Source organism: Streptomyces sp. NPDC034085, assembly GCF_055575555.1.
In genome coordinates this window covers 604997-623929 of sequence record NZ_JBVISL010000001.1, presented here as the reverse complement: position 1 = coordinate 623929, position 18933 = coordinate 604997, and the positions used below count along the sequence as shown (strand labels likewise).

Here is an 18933-nt window from a genome sequence, read left to right as displayed (position 1 = left end):
TACATTACATCACGTCACATACTGTCCGTTTTCTGGAGTTTATTCCCGACCTCGTCCCACACTGGAGGTCCCGGTGACGACACGTGGAGTTCTGTACGTGCATTCCGCACCGCGCGCGCTCTGCCCGCACGTGGAATGGGCTGTTGCGGGGGTGCTCGGGGTGCGGGTGAACCTCGACTGGATCAGACAGCCCGCCTCCCCCGGCACCTGGAGAGCCGAGTTCTCCTGGCAGGCAGAGGCGGGAACCGCCTCGAAACTCGCCTCCGCCCTGCGCGGATGGCACCTGCTGCGCTTCGAGGTGACCGCCGAACCCTGCCCGACCGCCGAGGGCGAGCGCTACAGCTCCACCCCGGAGCTCGGCATCTTCCACGCCGTCACCGGCATGCACGGGGACATCCTGATCCCCGAGGACCGGCTGCGCGCCGCGCTGGCCCGCTCCGCGCGCGGCGAGACCGACCTGGAGGCGGAGATCGCCAAGCTGCTGGGCAAGCCGTGGGACGACGAGCTGGAGCCCTTCCGCTACGCCGGCGAGGGCGCCCCGGTCCGCTGGCTCCACCAGGTGGTCTGAAACCGGTAAGAGGATGGCCCCCGCCCGGCAGCGCCGGGCGGGGGCCATCCTCTTACGGTCTCTGCCTTCAGACGGTGCGGAAGGCGAGGGAGACGTTGTGGCCGCCGAAGCCGAAGGAGTTGTTGATCGCGGAGATCGGGCCGTCGACCGGCAGCTTGCGGGGCTCGCCGCGCACGATGTCCGCGTCGATGTCCTCGTCCAGCTCGTCGACGTTGATGGTCGGCGGGGCGATCCGGTGGTACAGCGCCAGCACGGTCGCGACGGTCTCGATACCGCCCGCGCCGCCCAGCAGGTGGCCGGTCATCGACTTCGTCGCGGAGATCGCGATGTGGTCCAGGTCGTCGCCCAGGACCTTGCGCAGGGCCTTGAGCTCCGCCGTGTCACCCTGCGGGGTGGACGTGGCGTGCGCGTTCACGTGGACCAGCTCGGACGGGTCCAGCTGCGTGTTGTCGAGCAGGTTCTGCACGGCGGCCGCGACACCGCGGCCCGTCGGCTCCGGCTGTGCGATGTGGTGGCTGTCCGCGGACAGGCCCTGGCCCAGCACCTCGCAGTAGACCCGGGCACCGCGCGCGGCGGCGTGCTCGGCGGACTCCAGCACCACGACACCGGCGCCCTCGCCGAGGACGAAGCCGTCGCGGGCCTTGTCGTACGGGCGGGAGGCCGTGGTGGGGCTCTCGTTGTTCTTGGACATCGCCATCATGTTGGCGAACGCCGCGATGGGCAGCGGGTGGATCGCCGCCTCGGTACCGCCGGCGACGACCACGTCGGCGCGGCCGGTACGGATCATCTCGACCGCGTACCCGATGGCCTCGGCGCCCGACGCGCACGCGCTGACCGGGGTGTGCACACCGGCGCGGGCGTTGACCTCGAGACCGACGTTGGCCGAGGGGCCGTTCGGCATGAGCATGGGAACGGTGTGCGGGGAGACCCGGCGCACACCCTTCTCCTTCAGTACGTCGTACTGGTCGAGCAGGGTGGTGACACCGCCGATGCCGGAGGCGATCACGGTACCCAGACGCTCGGGGACGACGGTCGGGCCCTCGCTGTCCGCGGTACCGGCCGGGGCGGTGTAACCCGCGTCGGCCCAGGCCTCGCGGGCCGCGATGAGGGCGAACTGCGCCGAGCGGTCGAGCTTGCGGGCCAGCGGGCGGGGCAGTACCTCGCCCGGGTCCACGGCGGCCTGGGCGGCGATGCGGACCGGCAGTTCGGCGAAGCGCTCGCCCTCCAGGGGCGAGACGCCGGACCGGCCGGCGAGCAGACCTTCCCAGGTCGAAGCGCTGTCGCCACCCAGCGGAGTGGTTGCGCCGATACCGGTGACGACCACGGTGCGATTGGTCGGGCTCACAGGAATTCTTTCTCCACGTCTCAGGGGGTGCTGAATTGTCACGGCGCCACCGCCGGGTGGCGACAAACGCTCGTCAGGCTCAGGCGGCCTGGTGCTTCAGGATGTAGTCAGCGGCGTCGCCGACCGTCTTGAGGTTCTTGACGTCCTCGTCCGGGATCTTGACGTCGAAGCGCTCTTCGGCGGCGACGACGACCTCGACCATGGAGAGCGAGTCGACGTCCAGGTCGTCGGTGAAGGACTTGCCGATCTCGACGTCCTCGACCGGGATGCCCGCGATCTCGTTGACGATCTCCGCGAGACCCTCGACGATTTCGTCCTGCGTGGCGGCCATGTGGCGCTCCTTCTGTAGCTAACTGGTGGATCAGGGCGGGAAGTGATCCCGGCCCTAGGGGAGGGTAACGACCGTCGCGGCGTAGACGAGCCCCGCCCCGAAGCCGATGACGAGCGCGGTGTCGCCGCTCTTCGCCGCTCCGGTCGCCAGGAGCCGCTCCATGGCGAGCGGGATCGAGGCGGCCGACGTGTTGCCGGTGGTTTCCACGTCACGGGCGACCGTGACGTGCTCCGGCAGCTTGAGAGTCTTCACCATCGAGTCGATGATCCGCATGTTGGCCTGGTGCGGAATGAAGACGTCCAGGTCATCCGGGGTGATCCCGGCGGCGTCGAGCGCCTGCTGGGCCACCTTGGCCATCTCGAAGACGGCCCAGCGGAAGACCGCCTGGCCCTCCTGCGTGATGGCCGGGAACTTCTCGCCGCCGTCCTTGCCGAGGTACTCGTCCCACGGCACGGTCTGCTTGATGGTCTCGGACTTGTCGCCCTCCGAGCCCCACACCGTGGGGCCGATGGCCGGCTCGTCCGAGGGGCCGACGACCACGGCGCCGGCGCCGTCGCCGAACAGGAAGGCCGTCGCGCGGTCCTCCAGGTCGGTCAGGTCCGAGAGCCGCTCGACGCCGATGACGAGCACGTACTCGGCGGAACCTTCCACCACCATGCCCTTGGCGAGCGTCAGGCCGTAGCCGAAGCCGGCACAGCCCGCGGAGATGTCGAAGGCCGCGGGCTTGCCCGCGCCGATCCGGTGCGCGATGTCGGTCGCGACGGCCGGGGTCTGCTTGAAGTGCGAGACCGTCGAGACGATCACCGCGCCGATCTGCTCGGGGGAGACCCCGGCGTCGGCGAGCGCCTTGCCGGAAGCCTCCACCGACATCGCGGAGACCGTCTCCTCGGGCGAGGCCCAGTGCCGGGACGCGATGCCGGAGCGGGAGCGGATCCACTCGTCGGACGAGTCGATCGTCTCGAGGATGACCTCGTTGGGCACCACACGGGTCGGACGGTAGCCGCCGACGCCGAGGATGCGGGCGTACGGGGAGCCCTTGGCCGGCTTGATCTTGGACATGCTGTGTGGGCTCCTTCTCTCAGGCCGACTGCTCGGCGATGAGCGCCGCGGCCTTGTCGAGATCGTCCGGCGTCTTCAGTGCCACGCTCGGCACGCCCTTGAGCGCGCGCTTGGCCAGACCGGTGAGGGTCCCGCCCGGGGACAGTTCGACGATCCCGGTGACGCCGAGCTCGGCGAACGTCTCCATGCACAGGTCCCAGCGAACCGGGTTCGCGACCTGGCCGACCAGGCGGGCGACGACGTCGGCGCCCGAGGTGACGACGAGGCCGTCCTTGTTCGAAACGTACGCCATCGCCGGGTCGGCCGGGGAGAGGGCCTCGGCGGCCTTCTCCAGCGTGGTGACCGCGGGGGCCATGTGGTGCGTGTGGAAGGCGCCCGCGACCTGGAGCGTCACGACCTTCATGGAGCCCTCGGGCTTCTCGGCGACCAGGGCCTCGATCTGCTCCTTGGTGCCGGCGGCCACGATCTGGCCCGCGCCGTTGATGTTGGCCGGGGTCAGGCCCAGCTTCTCCAGGTGCGCGACGACCACGTCGCGGTCGCCGCCGAGCACCGCGGCCATGCCCGTCTCGGTGACGGCGGCGGCCTCGGCCATGCCGAGACCGCGGGTGCGTACGAAGGACAGCGCGTCGCCCTCGCTCAGCACACCGGCGACGGCGGCAGCGGTGATCTCACCGACGCTGTGGCCGGCGACGGCACCGAAGGCCGCCGGCGAACCGAGCGCGGAGGCGGACAGCAGGCCTGCCGCGACCAGCAGCGGCTGGGCCACGGCCGTGTCGCGGATCTCGTCCGCGTCGGCGTTCGTGCCGTAGTGGGCGAGGTCGAGCCCGATGGCGTCGGACCACCCCGCCACGCGCTCGGCGGCGCCGGGGAGTTCGAGCCAGGGAGTCAGGAAGCCGGGCGTCTGAGCGCCTTGGCCTGGAGCGACGAGTACGAGCACCCTCACACTCTCTCTTGTGGATGGTCTCCGCCGCCCGTGGGGACAGGGACGAAGAACGGTCGGGGTAATTGTCGATGTCCGACAAAAGTCTAGGACTGAGGATCTCCGTCGGCCAGACGCCCCAGGATCAGGGCGATCCGCAGCGTGAACGCCGACCGGACATCCGACGGTGACCAGCCGGTGACGTCGGTCACACGTCGGAGCCGGTAGCGCACCGTGTTGGGGTGCACGAAGAGCATCCGTGCCGCCCCCTCCAGACTGCTGGCCTGCTCCAGATAGACGCTCAGCGTCTCCAGCAGCGCCGAGCCCGCTTCCTCCAGCGGTCTGTAGATCTCCTCCACCAGCTGTTCCCTGGCCGACGGATCCGAGGCGATCGCGCGCTCCGGCAGCAGATCGTCCGCCAGCACGGGACGCGGCGCGTCCTGCCAGGCCGTGCAGGCCTTCAGCCCGGCCGCCGCGGCCTGCGCGGACTTCGTCGCGTTCAACAGGTCGGGGACCACCGGCCCCGCCACCACCGGACCCGCCGCGAACGGCCCGATCAGGGACTTCGCCACCTGCATCGGGTTGTCGCTGCCGCCCGCGATCACCACCAGGCGGTCGCCGAGCACCCCGGTGAGCACCTGGAGCTTGTGGTGGCGGGCCGCACGGCGGATCGCCTCCACCGTCAGCTCGCTGTCCCCCTCCGGGGCGGTGCCCAGGACCACGCACACGTGCTCCGGAGAGTTCCAGCCGAGCGCCGCCGCCCGCGACAGCGCGCCCTCGTCGGCCTCGCCCGACAGCACCGCGTTCACGACCAGGGACTCCAGCCGGGCGTCCCACGCCCCGCGTGCCTCGGCGGCCTGGGCGTAGACCTGGGCGGTGGCGAAGGCGATCTCCCGGGCGTACACCAGCAGTGCCTCGCGCAGGATCGACTCGTCGCCGGGGGCCGCCACCTCGTCGATCGCGGCCTCCATGACCTCGATCGTCGTACGGACCATCTCGACGGTCTGGCGCAGCGTGATCGCCCGGGTCAGCTCGCGCGGGGCCGTCCCGAAGACGTCGGTGGAGATGGCCTGCGGGGTCTCCGGGTGCCGGAACCACTCCGTGAAGGCCGCGATGCCGGCCTGCGCGACCAGGCCGATCCACGACCGGTTCTCCGGAGGCATCGCCCGGTACCAGGGCAGGTTCTCGTCCATCCGCGCGATGGCGTTGGCGGCGAGCCGCCCGGCGGACTTCTCCAGCCGGCGCAGCGTCGCGGTGTGCGGGTGGACCGGATGCACGGGACGGCTGTCGGGGGACTGCTCACGTTCGGGTTGGGGCACGGGACAAGACTGCCTTATCGGCGCACCGGCGCGGACTCGGGTCCGCGTGCCGGGCTCCCGGCTGCGGATACGGTGGCCCCCATGATCGATGTACGCCGCGCCGCCGACCGGTACGCGGGAGGGGATCCGGCCGCCGGGATCACCACCCGCCACGCGTTCTCCTTCGGGTCCTTCTACGACCCCGACAACATCCGCTTCGGTCCGGTGCTGGCCTGCAACGAGGAGAGCCTGGCCCCGGGCGCCGGCTTCGACGAGCACCCGCACAGCCACACCGAGATCGTCACCTGGGTGGTGGAGGGCGAGCTCACCCACGAGGACAGCACCGGCGCCCACACCGGCACCGTCCGGCCCGGCGACGTCCAGCGGCTGGGCGCCGGATCCGGGGCGCGGCACGTGGAGCGCAACGACGCCGGGGTGCCGCTGCGGTTCGTGCAGACGTGGCTCGCGCCGCTGACGGCCGGAGGGGAGCCCGCGTACGAGGTCGTACGGGACCTCGCGGACGGCACCCCGTACGAGGTCCCGGCGGCGGGCGCCGTGCTGCACGTGCGGCGGCCGGGCGCGGGCGAGCGGGTCCCCGTACCGCCGGCGGAACGGGTCTACCTGCACGTGGTGCGCGGGGACCTGCGGCTCGACGGGCAGGAACTGGGCCCGGGGGACTCGGCGCGGATCACCGGCGAGAAGGACCTGGAGATCACCGCCGGGTCCCCGGGCGAGCTGCTGATCTGGGAGCTGCCGGCCTAGCTAGGCCGCGCGCAGCTCGGCGAGGACCGCGTCGGTGAACGGGGTCCAGGCCTCGACGGCCCAGGGGCCGAAGGCGCGGTCGGTCAGTGCCACGCAGGCGGCGCGGACGTCGGGGTCCACCCACAGGAAGGTGCCGGACTGGCCGAAGTGGCCGAAGGTGCGCGGGGAGGACGTCAGGCCCGTCCAGTGCGGGGACTTGCCGTCACGGATCTCCAGGCCCAGGCCCCAGTCGTTGGGCGACTGGTGCCCGTAGCCCGGCAGGACGCCCTTGAGGCCGGGGTGGACCACGGAGGTGGCCTCGGCGACGGTACGGACGTCGAGCAGCCGGGGCGCCTGGAGTTCGGCGGCGAAGCGGGCGAGGTCGGCGACGGTGGAGACGCCGTCCTTGGCGGGGGAGCCCTCCAGGCTGGAGGAGGCCATGCCGAGCGGCTCGAAGACGGCCTGGTGCAGGTACTCCGCGAAGGGGATGCCGGTGGCCTTCGCGAGGTGGTCGCCGAGCACCTCGAAACCGGCGTTGGAGTACAGCCGGCGCTGCCCGGGCGGGGCCGCGGCACGGTGCTCGTCGAAGGCCAGGCCGCTGGTGTGCGCGAGGAGGTGACGGACCGTCGACCCCTCGGGTCCGGCCGGCTCGTCCAGTTCGAGCGCCCCCTCCTCGTACGCGACGAGGACGGCGTACGCGGCGAGCGGCTTGGTGACCGAGGCCAGCGGGAAGCGGCGGGCCGTGTCACCGTGGGAGCCGGCCAGGCTCCCGTCGGCGCGTACGACGGCCGCCGCGGCGGACGGTACCGGCCAGGTGTCGATGGCCCGCAGGCTCTCCATGCTCTCCATGCGGCCGAGCCTACTTGCTTGGAGTGCACTCCAGGGTTTTAGCGTAGGGCCATGAGCCTGACGCAGACGCAGACGCAGACGCGGTACACGATCAGCGAGGTCGAGGCCCGGACCGGTCTGACCCAGCACACCCTGCGCTGGTACGAGCGGATCGGCCTGATGCCGCACGTGGACCGCTCCCATTCGGGACAGCGGCGGTTCAGCGACAAGGACCTCGGCTGGCTGGCGTTCGTGGGCAAGCTGCGCGCCACCGGGATGTCGGTGGCGGACATGGTGCGCTACGCCGAACTCGTCCGCGAGGGGGAGCACACCGTGGACGAGCGCCGGGAGCTGCTGGAGCGCACGCGCCGCGAGGTCCGGGCGCGGCTCGCGGAGCTGACGGACGCGCTCGGCGTCCTCGACCTGAAGATCAGCATGTACGCGCTGAACGGGACGTGCACGGACACGGCGGGCCGGCGCTCGGGGGACGCGGCCGCGCGGACGGCCCAGGCGTGACGGAGCGCCGTCCGCGCCCCCGGTAGGCGCTCAGGCTCCCGCGGCGAAGCGGTCGCGCAGCGCCGCGTACTCGGCGTCCGTCAGCAGCCCCGTGCTGTGCAGCTCGCTCAGGTGGGTCAGCCGGTCGTCGGACGTCCGGGCGCGCGGCACCGCGCCCACCGGCGCCCGCTCCCGCAGCGCGGCGAGGACGGCGGCCGCGAACGGCAGGGACTCGTGCACCGCCCCGTACCCGGCCCCGAACACCGCGGCCGCGAGGTCGTGGTCCGGCGGCGCGGGGTCCCCGGCGGCGTCGCGGGGCCGCAGCCGCAGGTGGCCGCCGCCCGGGCGGTCCGGGGAGGCCCACTCGACGCCGGACAGGCCGGCCAGCGCGAACCGCTGGTCGCCCGCCCGCCACTTGGCGCTGCTGGCCCCGGTGCGGGACCACTGGAAGGTGACCGCGGAGCCGTCGAAGCCCACCCGGGCGTCGTACGCCTTCAGCTGGAGCGGCGGCCGCGCCACCCCGACGAGGAAGCGGTCGGCGGGCTCGGCGGCACGGGGCCCCAGCCGCCCGCGCACCGCGTCGGCGAAGGCCGCGGCCTGCGGCGCCCGGTCCGCGGGCAGCACCAGCCGGTACGGGTCGCAGCCCTCCTTCAGCTGCCCGGCGGCAGCCTCCATCAGCGGATCGGCGCCCGCGCGCGGTACGGCGCGCAGCACGACCGTGTCCCGCCGGCCCATCGCCCCGGCGGCGGCGCTCACATCGATCCCGGACAGCGCTTCCAGGGGGATCCGGCGCTCGCCCAGTGCGTGCCAGAGGCGTGGAGTTCGCATCCCCCGTGCGAAGCGGATGAGCACCGAGTCCGAGTCGAACTCCCAGACGGCATGATTTCCGGCCAGTACGTCACCCATGCGGCACATCGTAAAGGGACACGCCCCCGCGCGTCCCCCTCGTCATCCGGCCCGGTTTTTTCGGCTTGCTACGGGTGCGGGGCGGGGGGTGTCCCCGTCAGTCACCCTGCGTGCCGGAAATTCCGAGCCGGCAGTCGTCGGTTCCGTTCGCGCACGCGACGGAACCGAAGGCGCCGGTTCCGATCTTGGCGAAGTTGCCCAGGGAGGCCGTACCTGGCTCGAAATAGCCGGTGTGGCTGCGGGCGCCCTCGGAGGACAGCAGCCGCGCGCCGAAGGCGGGGGACACCGGGTCCGCGCCGTGGCCCACCCCGCCGACCTCCAGGTGCGGCACGCCGGAGATCCAGTCGCCCTCGTCGCGCATCGCCCAGACGCGCGCGGTGGTGTGCAGGCCGGCGGCGTTGTCGGTGCGCATGCCGGGGCTGCCCGCGACCACCAGGTCGGTCACCCGGGCCGGCAGCCGGTGCGCGGCCACCCCGCACACGACCGACCCGTAGCTGTGGCAGAACAGGGCCACGCTCGCGTCCCCGGGCAGGGCCGCGGCCAGGGATTCCAGCCGTACGGCGCCCTGGACGGCGAGCCGACCGGTGGCGGCGTCCACGCCGACCCCGGTGGGGGCGGTGTAGCCGGCCCAGGCGATGACGGCGGTGCGGCCGGCCGGCGCGGCCGCGCGCTCGGCCTCGTACAGGGACCGCCCCATGCCGGCGGGGGCGGTGAGGCGGCGCTGGCTGCGCTCGAAGGTGACGGCGTCGGTGTCGACGCCGGGGACGACCACCGAGACCCGGCGGGCGGACGCGAGGTCGCCGAAGACCTCGGCCACGAGGCCGCCGCCGGTGGGGTCGAAGACGAGGATCTGCCGGCCGGGCTCGGCGAGGGACTCGAAGCGGTGGGCGCGCCGGACGGCCGTGGCGCGGTCGGCGGGGGTCAGGGCGACGTCCCGGCCGCGGGACTCCTCCGCCCGCGCGGCCCGCGCCAGGGAGCGGCGGTTGGCCCGGTAGCGGGTCTCGGCGGGGGCCCCGTCGAGGTTGCCGACCACGAGCGGGTAGCCGTCGGCGAGGTGGGCGCGCTGGGCGCCGTCGAGCCCGGCGAAGAAGCGGGCCACCGTCCGTACGGGGGCGTCGGCGGGCGGCACGGCCCGGCCGTCGATCCGGGCCGCGGCCCACGCGGTGAGCTCGGCGGCCCGCGCCTGGATCCCGGTGTCGGGGCGGTGCACGGCGGTCCAGCCGGTCGTCGCCAGCATCAGGAACACGACCGCGAGCGCGAGCAGGGCGCGCAGGGCGGCGGGACGCGCGGGGGCGTCCGGGAAAGTGGGGGCGGGGCGGCCGGGCAGTTTCACTGGAGCCAGACTAAAAGACCGCTGGAGGCCGTGGCGTGCCGGGTGACCGGGCTCACGGCCGGTCGTGGGACACATCTCCCGGCCGGTCACGCTCCGTTGCGCCGGACGGCCTCCGGGCCGGATGGGCGCGGGCGCCGCGACGGCCGTCGGCGCCACTCCTAGGCCGTGTCCTTCGGCTCGTTCCGGACGGCGACCGGCGGGCGGCGCCAGTCCGCCGCGAGGGCCGGGCCGATCTGGTCGAGGTAGGCCTCGGTCATCCGCCGGATCGCGGCCACGCTGGTGTCCTCGCCCTGGCCCCAGAGCCGGCCGGTGACCCGCATGACCCCGCAGAACGCGGCGACCGCCACCCGGGGCCGCGGGTCGGTGTCCAGGTCGGCCCCCTCGCGGGCGGCGATCAGCCGGGCGATCTCCTCCTCCAGCTCGGTCGAGCGCCGCAGGTGGACGGCGAGCAGGGCCGGGGTGGACTCGATCAGCTGGTAGCCCCGCATGTAGAGGTCGATGGGCACGACGTCGGAGATGGCCTCCTCGACGGTGTCCCAGGCGGCCAGCACCGCGTTGCGCATGGCCTCCAGCGGGGCCTCGTCCGCCGGCCGGGCCCGCAGGGCGGCCAGGAAGTGGGACTCGACCAGGTCCTGGACGGCGAACGCGACCTCTTCCTTGTTGGCGAAGTAGCGGAAGAAGGTGCGCTGGGACACCTCCACGGTGTCGGTGATCTCGTCGACCGTGGTCCGTTCGTAGCCCTGCGAGATGAACAGGAGCAGCGCGGCGCGCAGCAGCGCGTCCCGGGTGCGCCGTTTCTTGCGCTCGCGCAGTCCGGCCACCGGCGCGGGCCGCTCGTCGGTCATCACCGCGGGGGTCCTCTCTGATCCCGAGCGCACGGGCTCGATCTGACGCTGAGTAAGCGGTCAGGGTACCTGTGACGGACCTGACAGCCGCTGCCGCGTTGAGCCGTCTGTGAAGTGTCAGCCGCTGTCATTAGCCTGTTCGTATGACTGGTCAGATCACCCTCGCCAAGGACTCAGGCCCCGCCCCGGCGCGTGCCGGACTGCGCGGCCACCCGTGGTTGACCCTGTTCGCGGTGGCGATCGGGGTCATGATGGTCACCCTCGACGGCACGATCGTCGCCGTCGCCAACCCCGCGATCCAGAAGGACCTCGGCGCCAGCCTCGCCGAAGTGCAGTGGATCACCAATGGCTACCTGCTGGCCCTCGCGGTCTCCCTGATCACCGCCGGCAAGCTCGGCGACCGCTTCGGGCACCGCCAGACCTTCCTCATCGGCATCGCCGGCTTCGCGCTCTCCTCGGCCGCGATCGGCCTGTCCACCGGGGTCGGGCTCGTCATCGGCTTCCGCGTCGCCCAGGGCCTCTTCGGCGCCCTGCTGATGCCGGCCGCCCTCGGCCTGCTGCGCGCCACGTTCCCCGCCGAGAAGCTCAACATGGCCATCGGCATCTGGGGCATGGTCATCGGCGCCTCGACCGCCGCCGGGCCCATCGTCGGCGGCCTGCTCGTCGAGCACGTCAGCTGGCAGTCCGTCTTCTTCATCAACGTGCCGGTCGGAGTGATCGCGCTGCTGTTCGGCCTGTTCATCCTGCTCGACCACCGCGCCGAGAACGCCCCGCGCTCCTTCGACCTGCCGGGCATCGCGCTCCTGTCGGCCGCGATGTTCTCCCTGATCTGGGCGCTCATCAAGGCCGCCGAGTGGGGCTGGGGCGACACCAGGACCCTGCTCTTCCTCGGCGGGTCCGTGGTGTGCTTCGTGCTCTTCGCGCTCTGGGAGACCAAGGTCTCCGAGCCGCTGATCCCGCTCGGCATGTTCCGCTCGCTGCCGCTGTCCGCCGGCACCGTGCTGATGGTCCTGATGGCCTTCGCCTTCATGGGCGGCCTGTTCTTCGTCACCTTCTACCTGCAGAACGTGCACGGCATGAGCCCGGTCGACAGCGGCCTGCACCTGCTGCCGCTCACCGGCATGATGATCATCGGCTCGCCGCTGGCCGGCGCCGCCATCACCAAGGTCGGCCCGCGCGTGCCGCTCGTCGCCGGCATGGCCGCCACCGCCGTCGCCTGCTTCGGGATGGCCCGGCTCACCCCGGACACCGGCACCCTCACCATGTCGCTCTGGTTCGCCCTGCTCGGCCTCGGCCTCGCCCCCGTCATGGTCGGCGCCACCGAGGTCATCGTCGGCAACGCCCCGCTCGAGCTGTCCGGCGTGGCCGGCGGCCTCCAGCAGGCCGCCATGCAGGTCGGCGGCAGCCTCGGCACGGCCGTCCTCGGCGCGGTCATGGCCGCCGAGGTCAGTGACACTTTCGGGGACAACTGGCAGCGGGCGAACCTGCCCCCGCTCACCCCGGAGCAGCTCGAACTCGCCGAGAAGGGAGTCCAGGTCGGCATCGCCCCCGTCCCGCCCGGCCTCCCCGAGCCGGTCGCCCAGGCCATCTCCACCGTCGCCCACGACACCTTCGTGTCCGGTATGAGCACGGCCTTCACGTGCGCCGGAGCCGTCGCCGTCCTCGCCGCGATCGTCGCCTGCTTCACCAAGCGCGGGCAGAACGCCGAGGCCGGCGCGGGCGGTGCGGCCCACATCTGAGCAGCTCCGACCGGCGTTACGGGCCCGTCAACCCCGCGCCCGCCACAGCCCCGCCGGGCGGTTCCGGCGGGGCTGTCGCCTATCAGGATGGACCCGCGCCGAGCCCCTTCCGCCCGGCCGTCGCCGCAGGTCAGCGTGGTGTCGACGGAGCACCGGAAACGGTCCGGGGCCCGTCCGTCAAGGAGGAGCTGACCCCGTCATGCGTACGTGGAGCACCGCACGCGTCATCACCGTCGCCGCCGCCCTGCTGGCCGCCGCCACCCTGATCCCCGGCACGGCCGCCGACGCCCACGCCGCCGGCCCGCCCTGCGCCACCGGGCAGCTGTGCCTGTGGCTGAAACCGGACTTCAAGGGCACCAAGCAGACCTACGACCTGAGCACCCTCGACATCAACAGCTGCACCGCGCTCCCCCCGGGGCCCGCCGGGGCCGCCTACCAGTCGCTCGTCAACCGGACCGGGCGCCCGGTGACCACGTACCAGTCGGACGTGTGCGCGGAGACCGGGGAGTTCCAGACCTACCCGGGCGACGGCATCTGGCTGCCCCAGTCCGCCTACCAGATCAAGGCGTTCAAGATCTGGGAGCGGTAGCCCCCGCCTGCTCGCCGGCGGCGGCGGTCTGCGCGGGCATCGCGCCCTGGCCGCCGCCGCCCAGCAGGGACACTTCCGCACGCAGCGCCCGTACCTCCGCCTGGAGTTCCCGGATGGCCTCCAGCTGGAGCCGCTCCACCTGGTCGTCGCGTTCGAAGCGGGCGATGAACCAGGCGGCGATGTTGGCGGTCACCACACCGAGCAGGGCGATCCCCGACAGCATCAGCCCGACCGCCAGCACCCGGCCCAGACCGGTGGTGGGGGAGTGGTCCCCGTACCCGACGGTGGTCATCGTGGTGAAGGACCACCACACCGCGTCGCCGAGGTTCCTGATGTTGCCCTCGGGGGCGTCCCGCTCCACGCTCAGCACCGCCAGCGAGCCGAACATCAGCAGCCCCACCACCGCACCGGCCACATAGGTGGTCAGCCGGACCTGCGGAGCCATCCGGGCCCGCCGCCCCACCAGCAGCAACGTCGCCACCAGCCGCAGCAGCCGCAGCGGCTGGACCAGCGGCAGCACCACCGCGGCCAGGTCCAGCCAGTGCGTGCGCACGAAGTGCCCGCGGTCCCGCGTGAGGCCCAGCCGTACGAGGTAGTCGACGGCGAAGGCGCCCCACACCACCCACTCCGCGTACGTGCACGCGCGGTGCACGGACGCCTCCGCTTCCGGGGCGACGATCGGCACCGCGTACGCGACGGCGAAGGCGACGGCGAGGACGAGCAGCGGGGTCTGGCTCCGCCGCTCCCACAGCAGCTGGCGGGAGGTTTCCTTCATGCGCAGCATCGTAAGGAACGGGTAAAGCGAAGGCGCCCCGGCGGAGCCGGGGGCACCCGGCCGGGGTACGCGCGGGCCCCCGCCCGGCATCCGGACGGGGGCCATCGCGGGGCCGGTACCGGCCGGCCCGCCGCAGGCGTCAGGCGTCGCCGCCCGCCGGACCCGGGTCCGCGGCCGCCACGTCCAGCAGCTGGTAGCGGTCGACCGCCTGCTTGAGCACCGAGCGGTCGACCTTGCCCTCCCGGGCCAGCTCGGTCAGCGTCGCCAGCACCACCGACTGGGCGTCGATGTGGAAGAAGCGCCGCGCCGCGCCCCGCGTGTCGGCGAAGCCGAAGCCGTCCGCGCCCAGGGAGGTGTACGTACCGGGCACCCAGCGCGAGATCTGGTCCGGCACCGCGCGCATCCAGTCCGAGACCGCCACGAACGGCCCCTCCGCACCCGACAGCTTCTGCGTCACGTACGGGACGCGCTGCTCCTCCTCCGGGTGGAGCAGGTTGTGCTCCTCCACCGCGACGGCGTCGCGGCGCAGCTCGTTCCAGGAGGTCGCCGACCAGACGTCCGCCCGCACGTTCCACTCGTCCGCCAGGATCCGCTGGGCCTCCAGCGCCCACGGCACCGCCACGCCCGAGGCGAGGATCTGCGCCCCGACGGCGCCCGAGGTGCCCTGCGACACCCGGTGGATGCCCTTGAGGATGCCGTCCACGTCGACGTCCGCCGGCTCGGCCGGGTGCTGGATCGGCTCGTTGTAGACGGTCAGGTAGTAGAAGACGTCCTCGCCCGGCTCGTTCTCCGCGGTCGGCCCGTACATCCGCCGCAGACCGTCCTTGACGATGTGGGCGATCTCGTAGCCGTAGGCCGGGTCGTACGCGACGCAGCCCGGGTTGGTCGACGCCAGCAGCTGGGAGTGACCGTCGGCGTGCTGGAGACCTTCACCCGTCAGGGTGGTCCGGCCGGCGGTCGCGCCCAGCACGAAACCGCGCGCCAGCTGGTCGGCCATCTGCCAGAACTGGTCACCGGTGCGCTGGAAACCGAACATCGAGTAGAAGACGTAGACCGGGATCAGCGGCTCGCCGTGCGTCGCGTACGCCGAACCCGCGGCGATCAGCGAGGCCGTGCAGCCCGCCTCGGAGATGCCGTCGTGCAGCATCTGGCCGGTCGGGGACTCCTTGTAGGCGAGCAGCAGGTCGCGGTCGACCGCCTCGTACTGCTGGCCGAGCGGGTTGTAGATCTTGGCGCTCGGGAAGAAGGCGTCCATGCCGAAGGTGCGGTACTCGTCGGGCGCGATCAGCACGAAGCGCTTGCCGATCTCCTTGTCCCGCATCAGGTCCTTCAGGATGCGGACGAAGGCCATCGTGGTGGCGATCGACTGCTGCCCCGAACCCTTCTTCGCCGCCGCGTAGGCCTTCTCGTCCGGCAGCTCCAGCGGCTTCGCGCGCACCACGCGCGTCGGCACGTAGCCGCCGTGCGCGCTGCGCTGGTCGTGCATGTACTGGATCTCGGGCGAGTTGCGGCCCGGGTGGTAGTACGGCGGTGCGCCGCTCTCCAGCTGCGCGTCCGTGATCGGGATGTGCAGGCGGTCGCGGAAGCGCTTGAGGTCGTCGACCGTCAGCTTCTTCATCTGGTGCGTGGCGTTGCGGCCCTCGAAGTTCGGTCCGAGCGTCCAGCCCTTGACCGTCTGCGCCAGGATCACCGTCGGCTGGCCCTTGTGGGCCTTGGCCGCCGCGTACGCCGCGTAGACCTTCTTGTGGTCGTGGCCGCCGCGGCCCAGGTGCTGGATCTGGTAGTCGGTCATGTTCTCGACCATGGCGCGCAGCCGCTGGTCGCCGCCGAAGAAGTGCTCGCGGATGTACGCGCCGGACTCGGTGGCGTACGTCTGGAACTGCCCGTCCGGGGTGGAGTTCATCTTGTTGACCAGGATGCCGTCGCGGTCCTGGGCCAGCAGCGGGTCCCAGGAGCGGTCCCAGATCAGCTTGATGACGTTCCAGCCGGCGCCCCGGAAGATCGACTCCAGCTCCTGGATGATCTTGCCGTTGCCGCGGACGGGACCGTCGAGGCGCTGGAGGTTGCAGTTGACGACGAAGGTCAGGTTGTCCAGACCCTCGCGGGCGGCGATGGACAGCTGGCCGAGCGACTCCGGCTCGTCCATCTCGCCGTCACCGAGGTACGCCCAGACGTGGGACCTGGAGGTGTCCGCGATGCCGCGCGCCTCCATGTACCGGTTCATCCGGGCCTGGTAGATGGCGCCGAGCGGGCCGAGGCCCATCGAGACCGTCGGGAACTCCCAGAAGTCCGGCATCAGCCGCGGGTGCGGGTAGCTGGACAGACCGTAGGGCGCCTTCGACTTCTCCTGCCGGAACGCGTCGAGCTGCTGCTCGGAGAGCCGGTCCAGGAGGTAGGCGCGGGCGTAGATGCCCGGGGAGGCGTGGCCCTGGAAGAAGATCTGGTCGCCGCCGTCGCCCTCGTCCTTGCCCCGGAAGAAGTGGTTGAAGCCCACGTCGTAGAGGGAGGCGGAGGAGGCGAACGTGGCGATGTGGCCGCCGACGCCGATCCCGGGGCGCTGGGCGCGCGAGACCATCACGGCGGCGTTCCAGCGGGTGGCGTTGAGGACCTTGCGCTCGATCTCCTCGTTGCCGGGGAAGAACGGCTCGTCCTTGGTGGCGATGGTGTTGACGTAGTCCGTGCTGCGCATCTCCGGCACGGCCACGCGCTTCTCGCGGGCCCGCTCGATCAGCCGCAGCATCAGGTAGCGGGCGCGCTCACGGCCCCGCTCGTCGACGGCGGCGTCCAGGGAGTCGAGCCACTCCTGCGTCTCCTCCGGATCGAAGTCCGGGACCTGGCTCGGAAGGCCGCCAATGATGATCGGGTTGCGATCGGATGCGGAAGCCACGCTGTTCCTTCGCTGTCGGGGGAGTCGTGCCTTGGGTCGCCGCCTCCCATGGTCTTACGCCCGGCCGGAATCTTCACCTCTACCAATGGGTAACACCTGGAGCGGCGAAGGAGCGCCGGCAAGCCGTGCCGCTGCCGCCCGGGGGGCGGGCAGAACCGCAACCCTACGCCCAAGTCGATCAGCGGGTTCGTAAGCACGTTCGTCCCTCAAACAGGTGGGAAAGTCCTCTTGCGATGCCGAATGCGCTGGAATGGTGTGGGATGAATCACCGGAGGTGCGCCGGGGAAGCCTCAAAGATGCGGCGAGACGGCCGCAATCGTCACCGTTTCGACGGTCTCGGCGGCCGGGTACTTGCGCGATCCGCCGCGCCCGTGTGGACTACGCCCAATGCTGCGCGTACGCGCGCCGCCGAAAGACATTCACCGAACATGAGCAGGAGGCACCCCGTGAGCGCGACCGCGGACCACGCGGAGAGCCTGGCCGCCCGGCTGGGTTTCCAGTCCGAACAGGTGGTCCAGGAGATCGGCTACGACGACGACGTCGATCAGGATTTCCGTGACGCCGTCGAGAGTCTCGTCAGCGAGCTCGCCGACGAGGACTACGACGACGTCGCCGACGCGGTGCTGTTGTGGTTCCGCGACGAGGACGGCGACCTGACGGACGCCCTGGTCGACGCGACCGAGCTGGTCGAGGACGGCGCACTGATCCTGCTGCTGACCCCCAAGACGGGCCGTGACGGTTACGTCGAGGCCAGCGACATCAGCGAGGCCGCCGAGACGGCGGGCCTCTCGCTTGCCAAGGGCGGGCCCGTCGGCAAGGAGTGGACCTCCACCAAGCTGGTGACGCCGAAGGCCGCCAAGGCCAAGCGCTGAGCCGCGCCCCGCAGCCAAGCGGAAGAGCACACCCCGCCGACCGGGTCAGCCCCCGGCCGGCGGGGTGTGTGCGTTCGGCGCGCCGCTCCGGCCCGCTCCGCGAGGACACCCCCTAGGGTGGGACTCACCCGAACGGCCCCGTGCGGGGACGCAGGAAACGAAGGGATGCGAGAGATGGCGATCGAGGTCGGACACAAGGCCCCGGACTTCGAGCTCAAGGACAACCACGGCGCCACCGTGCGGCTCTCCGACTTCCGGGGCGAGAAGGCCGTGGTGCTGCTCTTCTACCCCTTCGCCTTCACCGGCGTCTGCACGGGCGAGCTGTGCGAGCTGCGCGACCAGCTGCCGCGCTTCCAGAACGACGACGTGCAGCTGCTCGCCGTCTCCAACGACTCGGTCCCGACCCTGCGGGTCTTCGCGGAGCAGGAGGGCCTGGAGTACCCGCTGCTGTCCGACTTCTGGCCGCACGGCGAGACCTCCCGCGCCTACGGCGTCTTCGACGAGGACAAGGGCTGCGCGGTCCGCGGCACCTTCATCATCGACAAGGACGGCGTCGTGCGCTGGACCGTCGTCAACGGGCTGCCCGACGCGCGTGACCTGAACGAGTACATCAAGGCCCTCGACAGCCTGTGACGGCGCCCGCGCCGGGCCGTGCGGAACCCGCCGCCGGCCCCGGCGGCGGGTTCCGCACGAAAACCGCCTGCGGGCGGGAACCCGTCACTAGGATCGGCACGTTGATCCGGTAGAACGCACGACGGGGCCCCGCCCCACACACATACCAATGGAGGACCCGTGGGAGTCAGCCTCAGCAAGGGCGGCAACGTCTCGCTGACCAAGGCCGCGCCTAACCTGACGGCGGTCATCGTCGGTCTCGGCTGGGACGCTCGCACCACCACCGGAGTCGACTTCGACCTCGACGCCAGCGCGATCCTGACCAACGACCAGGGCAAGGTCGCCAACGACTCGAACTTCGTGTTCTTCAACAACCTGAAGAGCCCGGACGGCTCGGTGGAGCACACCGGCGACAACACCACCGGTGAGGGCGAGGGCGACGACGAGGCCATCAAGGTCAACCTCGCCGGCGTCCCCGCCGATGTCGCCAAGATCGTCTTCCCCGTCTCGATCTACGAGGCCGAGAGCCGCCAGCAGAGCTTCGGCCAGGTCCGCAACGCCTACATCCGCGTCGTGAACCAGGCCGACAACAGCGAGCTCGCCCGCTACGACCTCTCCGAGGACGCCTCGACCGAGACCGCCATGGTCTTCGGCGAGCTGTACCGCAACGGCGCCGAGTGGAAGTTCCGCGCCATCGGCCAGGGCTACGCCTCCGGTCTGCGCGGCATCGCGCAGGACTTCGGCGTCAACGTCTGAGCCGACACCGAGAGCAGTTCGTCCGTCCGGCGCCG

General features: G+C 71.9%; 19 protein-coding genes. 8 read left to right on the top strand and 11 right to left on the bottom strand.

Annotated features, from left to right (window positions below):
- Positions 1 to 73: 73 nt before the first annotated feature.
- Positions 74 to 568, top strand: coding sequence for a DUF3145 domain-containing protein (locus ACZ501_RS02935; protein ID WP_030160508.1), 495 nt, complete (start codon positions 74 to 76; stop codon positions 566 to 568).
- A 67-nt stretch (positions 569 to 635) separates the two neighbouring features.
- Here the strand turns inward: ACZ501_RS02935 and fabF are convergent, their stop codons facing one another.
- From fabF to ACZ501_RS02910, 5 genes are all read right to left on the bottom strand, one after another.
- The gene (gene fabF, locus ACZ501_RS02930; RefSeq protein WP_361604150.1) at positions 636 to 1913 is read right to left on the bottom strand and encodes a beta-ketoacyl-ACP synthase II; all 1278 of its coding nucleotides are present in this window, start codon (positions 1911 to 1913) and stop codon (positions 636 to 638) included.
- 79 nt (positions 1914 to 1992) lie between these two features.
- Positions 1993 to 2244 (bottom strand): acyl carrier protein, encoded by a 252-nt coding sequence (locus tag ACZ501_RS02925; RefSeq protein ID WP_361604153.1) that lies wholly within the window; start codon positions 2242 to 2244, stop codon positions 1993 to 1995.
- Between the two features lie 54 nt (positions 2245 to 2298).
- A complete protein-coding gene (locus ACZ501_RS02920; RefSeq protein WP_362459917.1) occupies positions 2299 to 3303 on the bottom strand; it encodes a ketoacyl-ACP synthase III in 1005 nt (334 codons plus the stop codon).
- A 19-nt stretch (positions 3304 to 3322) separates the two neighbouring features.
- Positions 3323 to 4240, bottom strand: coding sequence for an ACP S-malonyltransferase (locus tag ACZ501_RS02915; RefSeq protein ID WP_361604159.1), 918 nt, complete (start codon positions 4238 to 4240; stop codon positions 3323 to 3325).
- Between the two features lie 89 nt (positions 4241 to 4329).
- Positions 4330 to 5541 carry a PucR family transcriptional regulator gene (locus ACZ501_RS02910; protein WP_361604162.1) on the bottom strand — a complete coding sequence of 404 codons (1212 nt, stop codon included), beginning with the start codon at positions 5539 to 5541 and terminating at the stop codon, positions 4330 to 4332.
- Between the two features lie 81 nt (positions 5542 to 5622).
- Here ACZ501_RS02910 and ACZ501_RS02905 point away from each other — a divergent pair, with 81 nt between their 5' ends.
- Positions 5623 to 6282: a pirin family protein gene (locus ACZ501_RS02905; RefSeq protein ID WP_361604165.1), complete on the top strand. Its 660-nt coding sequence runs from the start codon at positions 5623 to 5625 to the stop codon at positions 6280 to 6282.
- Here the strand turns inward: ACZ501_RS02905 and ACZ501_RS02900 are convergent, their stop codons facing one another.
- Complete coding sequence (locus ACZ501_RS02900; RefSeq protein WP_362460031.1) at positions 6283 to 7101, bottom strand: serine hydrolase domain-containing protein; 819 nt, start codon at positions 7099 to 7101, stop codon at positions 6283 to 6285.
- A gap of 60 nt (positions 7102 to 7161) precedes the next feature.
- Between ACZ501_RS02900 and ACZ501_RS02895 the strand changes: the two genes are divergently transcribed.
- Positions 7162 to 7605, top strand: a complete 444-nt coding sequence (locus ACZ501_RS02895; RefSeq protein ID WP_361604168.1) for a MerR family transcriptional regulator — start codon at positions 7162 to 7164, stop codon at positions 7603 to 7605.
- A gap of 30 nt (positions 7606 to 7635) precedes the next feature.
- Here the strand turns inward: ACZ501_RS02895 and ACZ501_RS02890 are convergent, their stop codons facing one another.
- The 3 genes from ACZ501_RS02890 to ACZ501_RS02880 all read right to left on the bottom strand — a co-directional run bounded on the left by ACZ501_RS02890 (position 7636) and on the right by ACZ501_RS02880 (position 10668).
- Complete coding sequence (locus ACZ501_RS02890) at positions 7636 to 8490, bottom strand: DUF4429 domain-containing protein (protein ID WP_468792045.1); 855 nt, start codon at positions 8488 to 8490, stop codon at positions 7636 to 7638.
- 97 nt (positions 8491 to 8587) lie between these two features.
- Positions 8588 to 9817: an alpha/beta hydrolase gene (locus ACZ501_RS02885; RefSeq protein WP_468792665.1), complete on the bottom strand. Its 1230-nt coding sequence runs from the start codon at positions 9815 to 9817 to the stop codon at positions 8588 to 8590.
- A gap of 164 nt (positions 9818 to 9981) precedes the next feature.
- Positions 9982 to 10668 (bottom strand): TetR/AcrR family transcriptional regulator, encoded by a 687-nt coding sequence (locus ACZ501_RS02880; RefSeq protein WP_468792042.1) that lies wholly within the window; start codon positions 10666 to 10668, stop codon positions 9982 to 9984.
- Positions 10669 to 10811: 143 nt separating this feature from the next.
- Between ACZ501_RS02880 and ACZ501_RS02875 the strand changes: the two genes are divergently transcribed.
- Entirely contained in the window at positions 10812 to 12407 is a 1596-nt protein-coding gene (locus ACZ501_RS02875; RefSeq protein ID WP_468792039.1) for an MFS transporter, read from the top strand.
- A 199-nt stretch (positions 12408 to 12606) separates the two neighbouring features.
- Positions 12607 to 12996, top strand: a complete 390-nt coding sequence (locus ACZ501_RS02870) for a peptidase inhibitor family I36 protein (RefSeq protein ID WP_361604179.1) — start codon at positions 12607 to 12609, stop codon at positions 12994 to 12996.
- Here the strand turns inward: ACZ501_RS02870 and ACZ501_RS02865 are convergent.
- Positions 12977 to 13771 (bottom strand): potassium channel family protein, encoded by a 795-nt coding sequence (locus ACZ501_RS02865; protein WP_362459934.1) that lies wholly within the window; start codon positions 13769 to 13771, stop codon positions 12977 to 12979. The two genes, ACZ501_RS02870 and ACZ501_RS02865, sit on opposite strands and share 20 nt — an antisense overlap.
- Positions 13772 to 13910: 139 nt before the next feature.
- Positions 13911 to 16658, bottom strand: a complete 2748-nt coding sequence (gene aceE / locus ACZ501_RS02860) for a pyruvate dehydrogenase (acetyl-transferring), homodimeric type (RefSeq protein ID WP_361604186.1) — start codon at positions 16656 to 16658, stop codon at positions 13911 to 13913.
- A gap of 446 nt (positions 16659 to 17104) precedes the next feature.
- Here aceE and ACZ501_RS02855 point away from each other — a divergent pair, with 446 nt between their 5' ends.
- From ACZ501_RS02855 to ACZ501_RS02845, 3 genes are all read left to right on the top strand, one after another.
- Positions 17105 to 17530 (top strand): DUF3052 domain-containing protein, encoded by a 426-nt coding sequence (locus tag ACZ501_RS02855; protein ID WP_361604189.1) that lies wholly within the window; start codon positions 17105 to 17107, stop codon positions 17528 to 17530.
- A gap of 174 nt (positions 17531 to 17704) precedes the next feature.
- Positions 17705 to 18163 (top strand): peroxiredoxin, encoded by a 459-nt coding sequence (locus ACZ501_RS02850; protein WP_361604212.1) that lies wholly within the window; start codon positions 17705 to 17707, stop codon positions 18161 to 18163.
- Between the two features lie 159 nt (positions 18164 to 18322).
- Positions 18323 to 18898 carry a TerD family protein gene (locus ACZ501_RS02845; RefSeq protein ID WP_030160471.1) on the top strand — a complete coding sequence of 192 codons (576 nt, stop codon included), beginning with the start codon at positions 18323 to 18325 and terminating at the stop codon, positions 18896 to 18898.
- Positions 18899 to 18933: the final 35 nt, after the last annotated feature.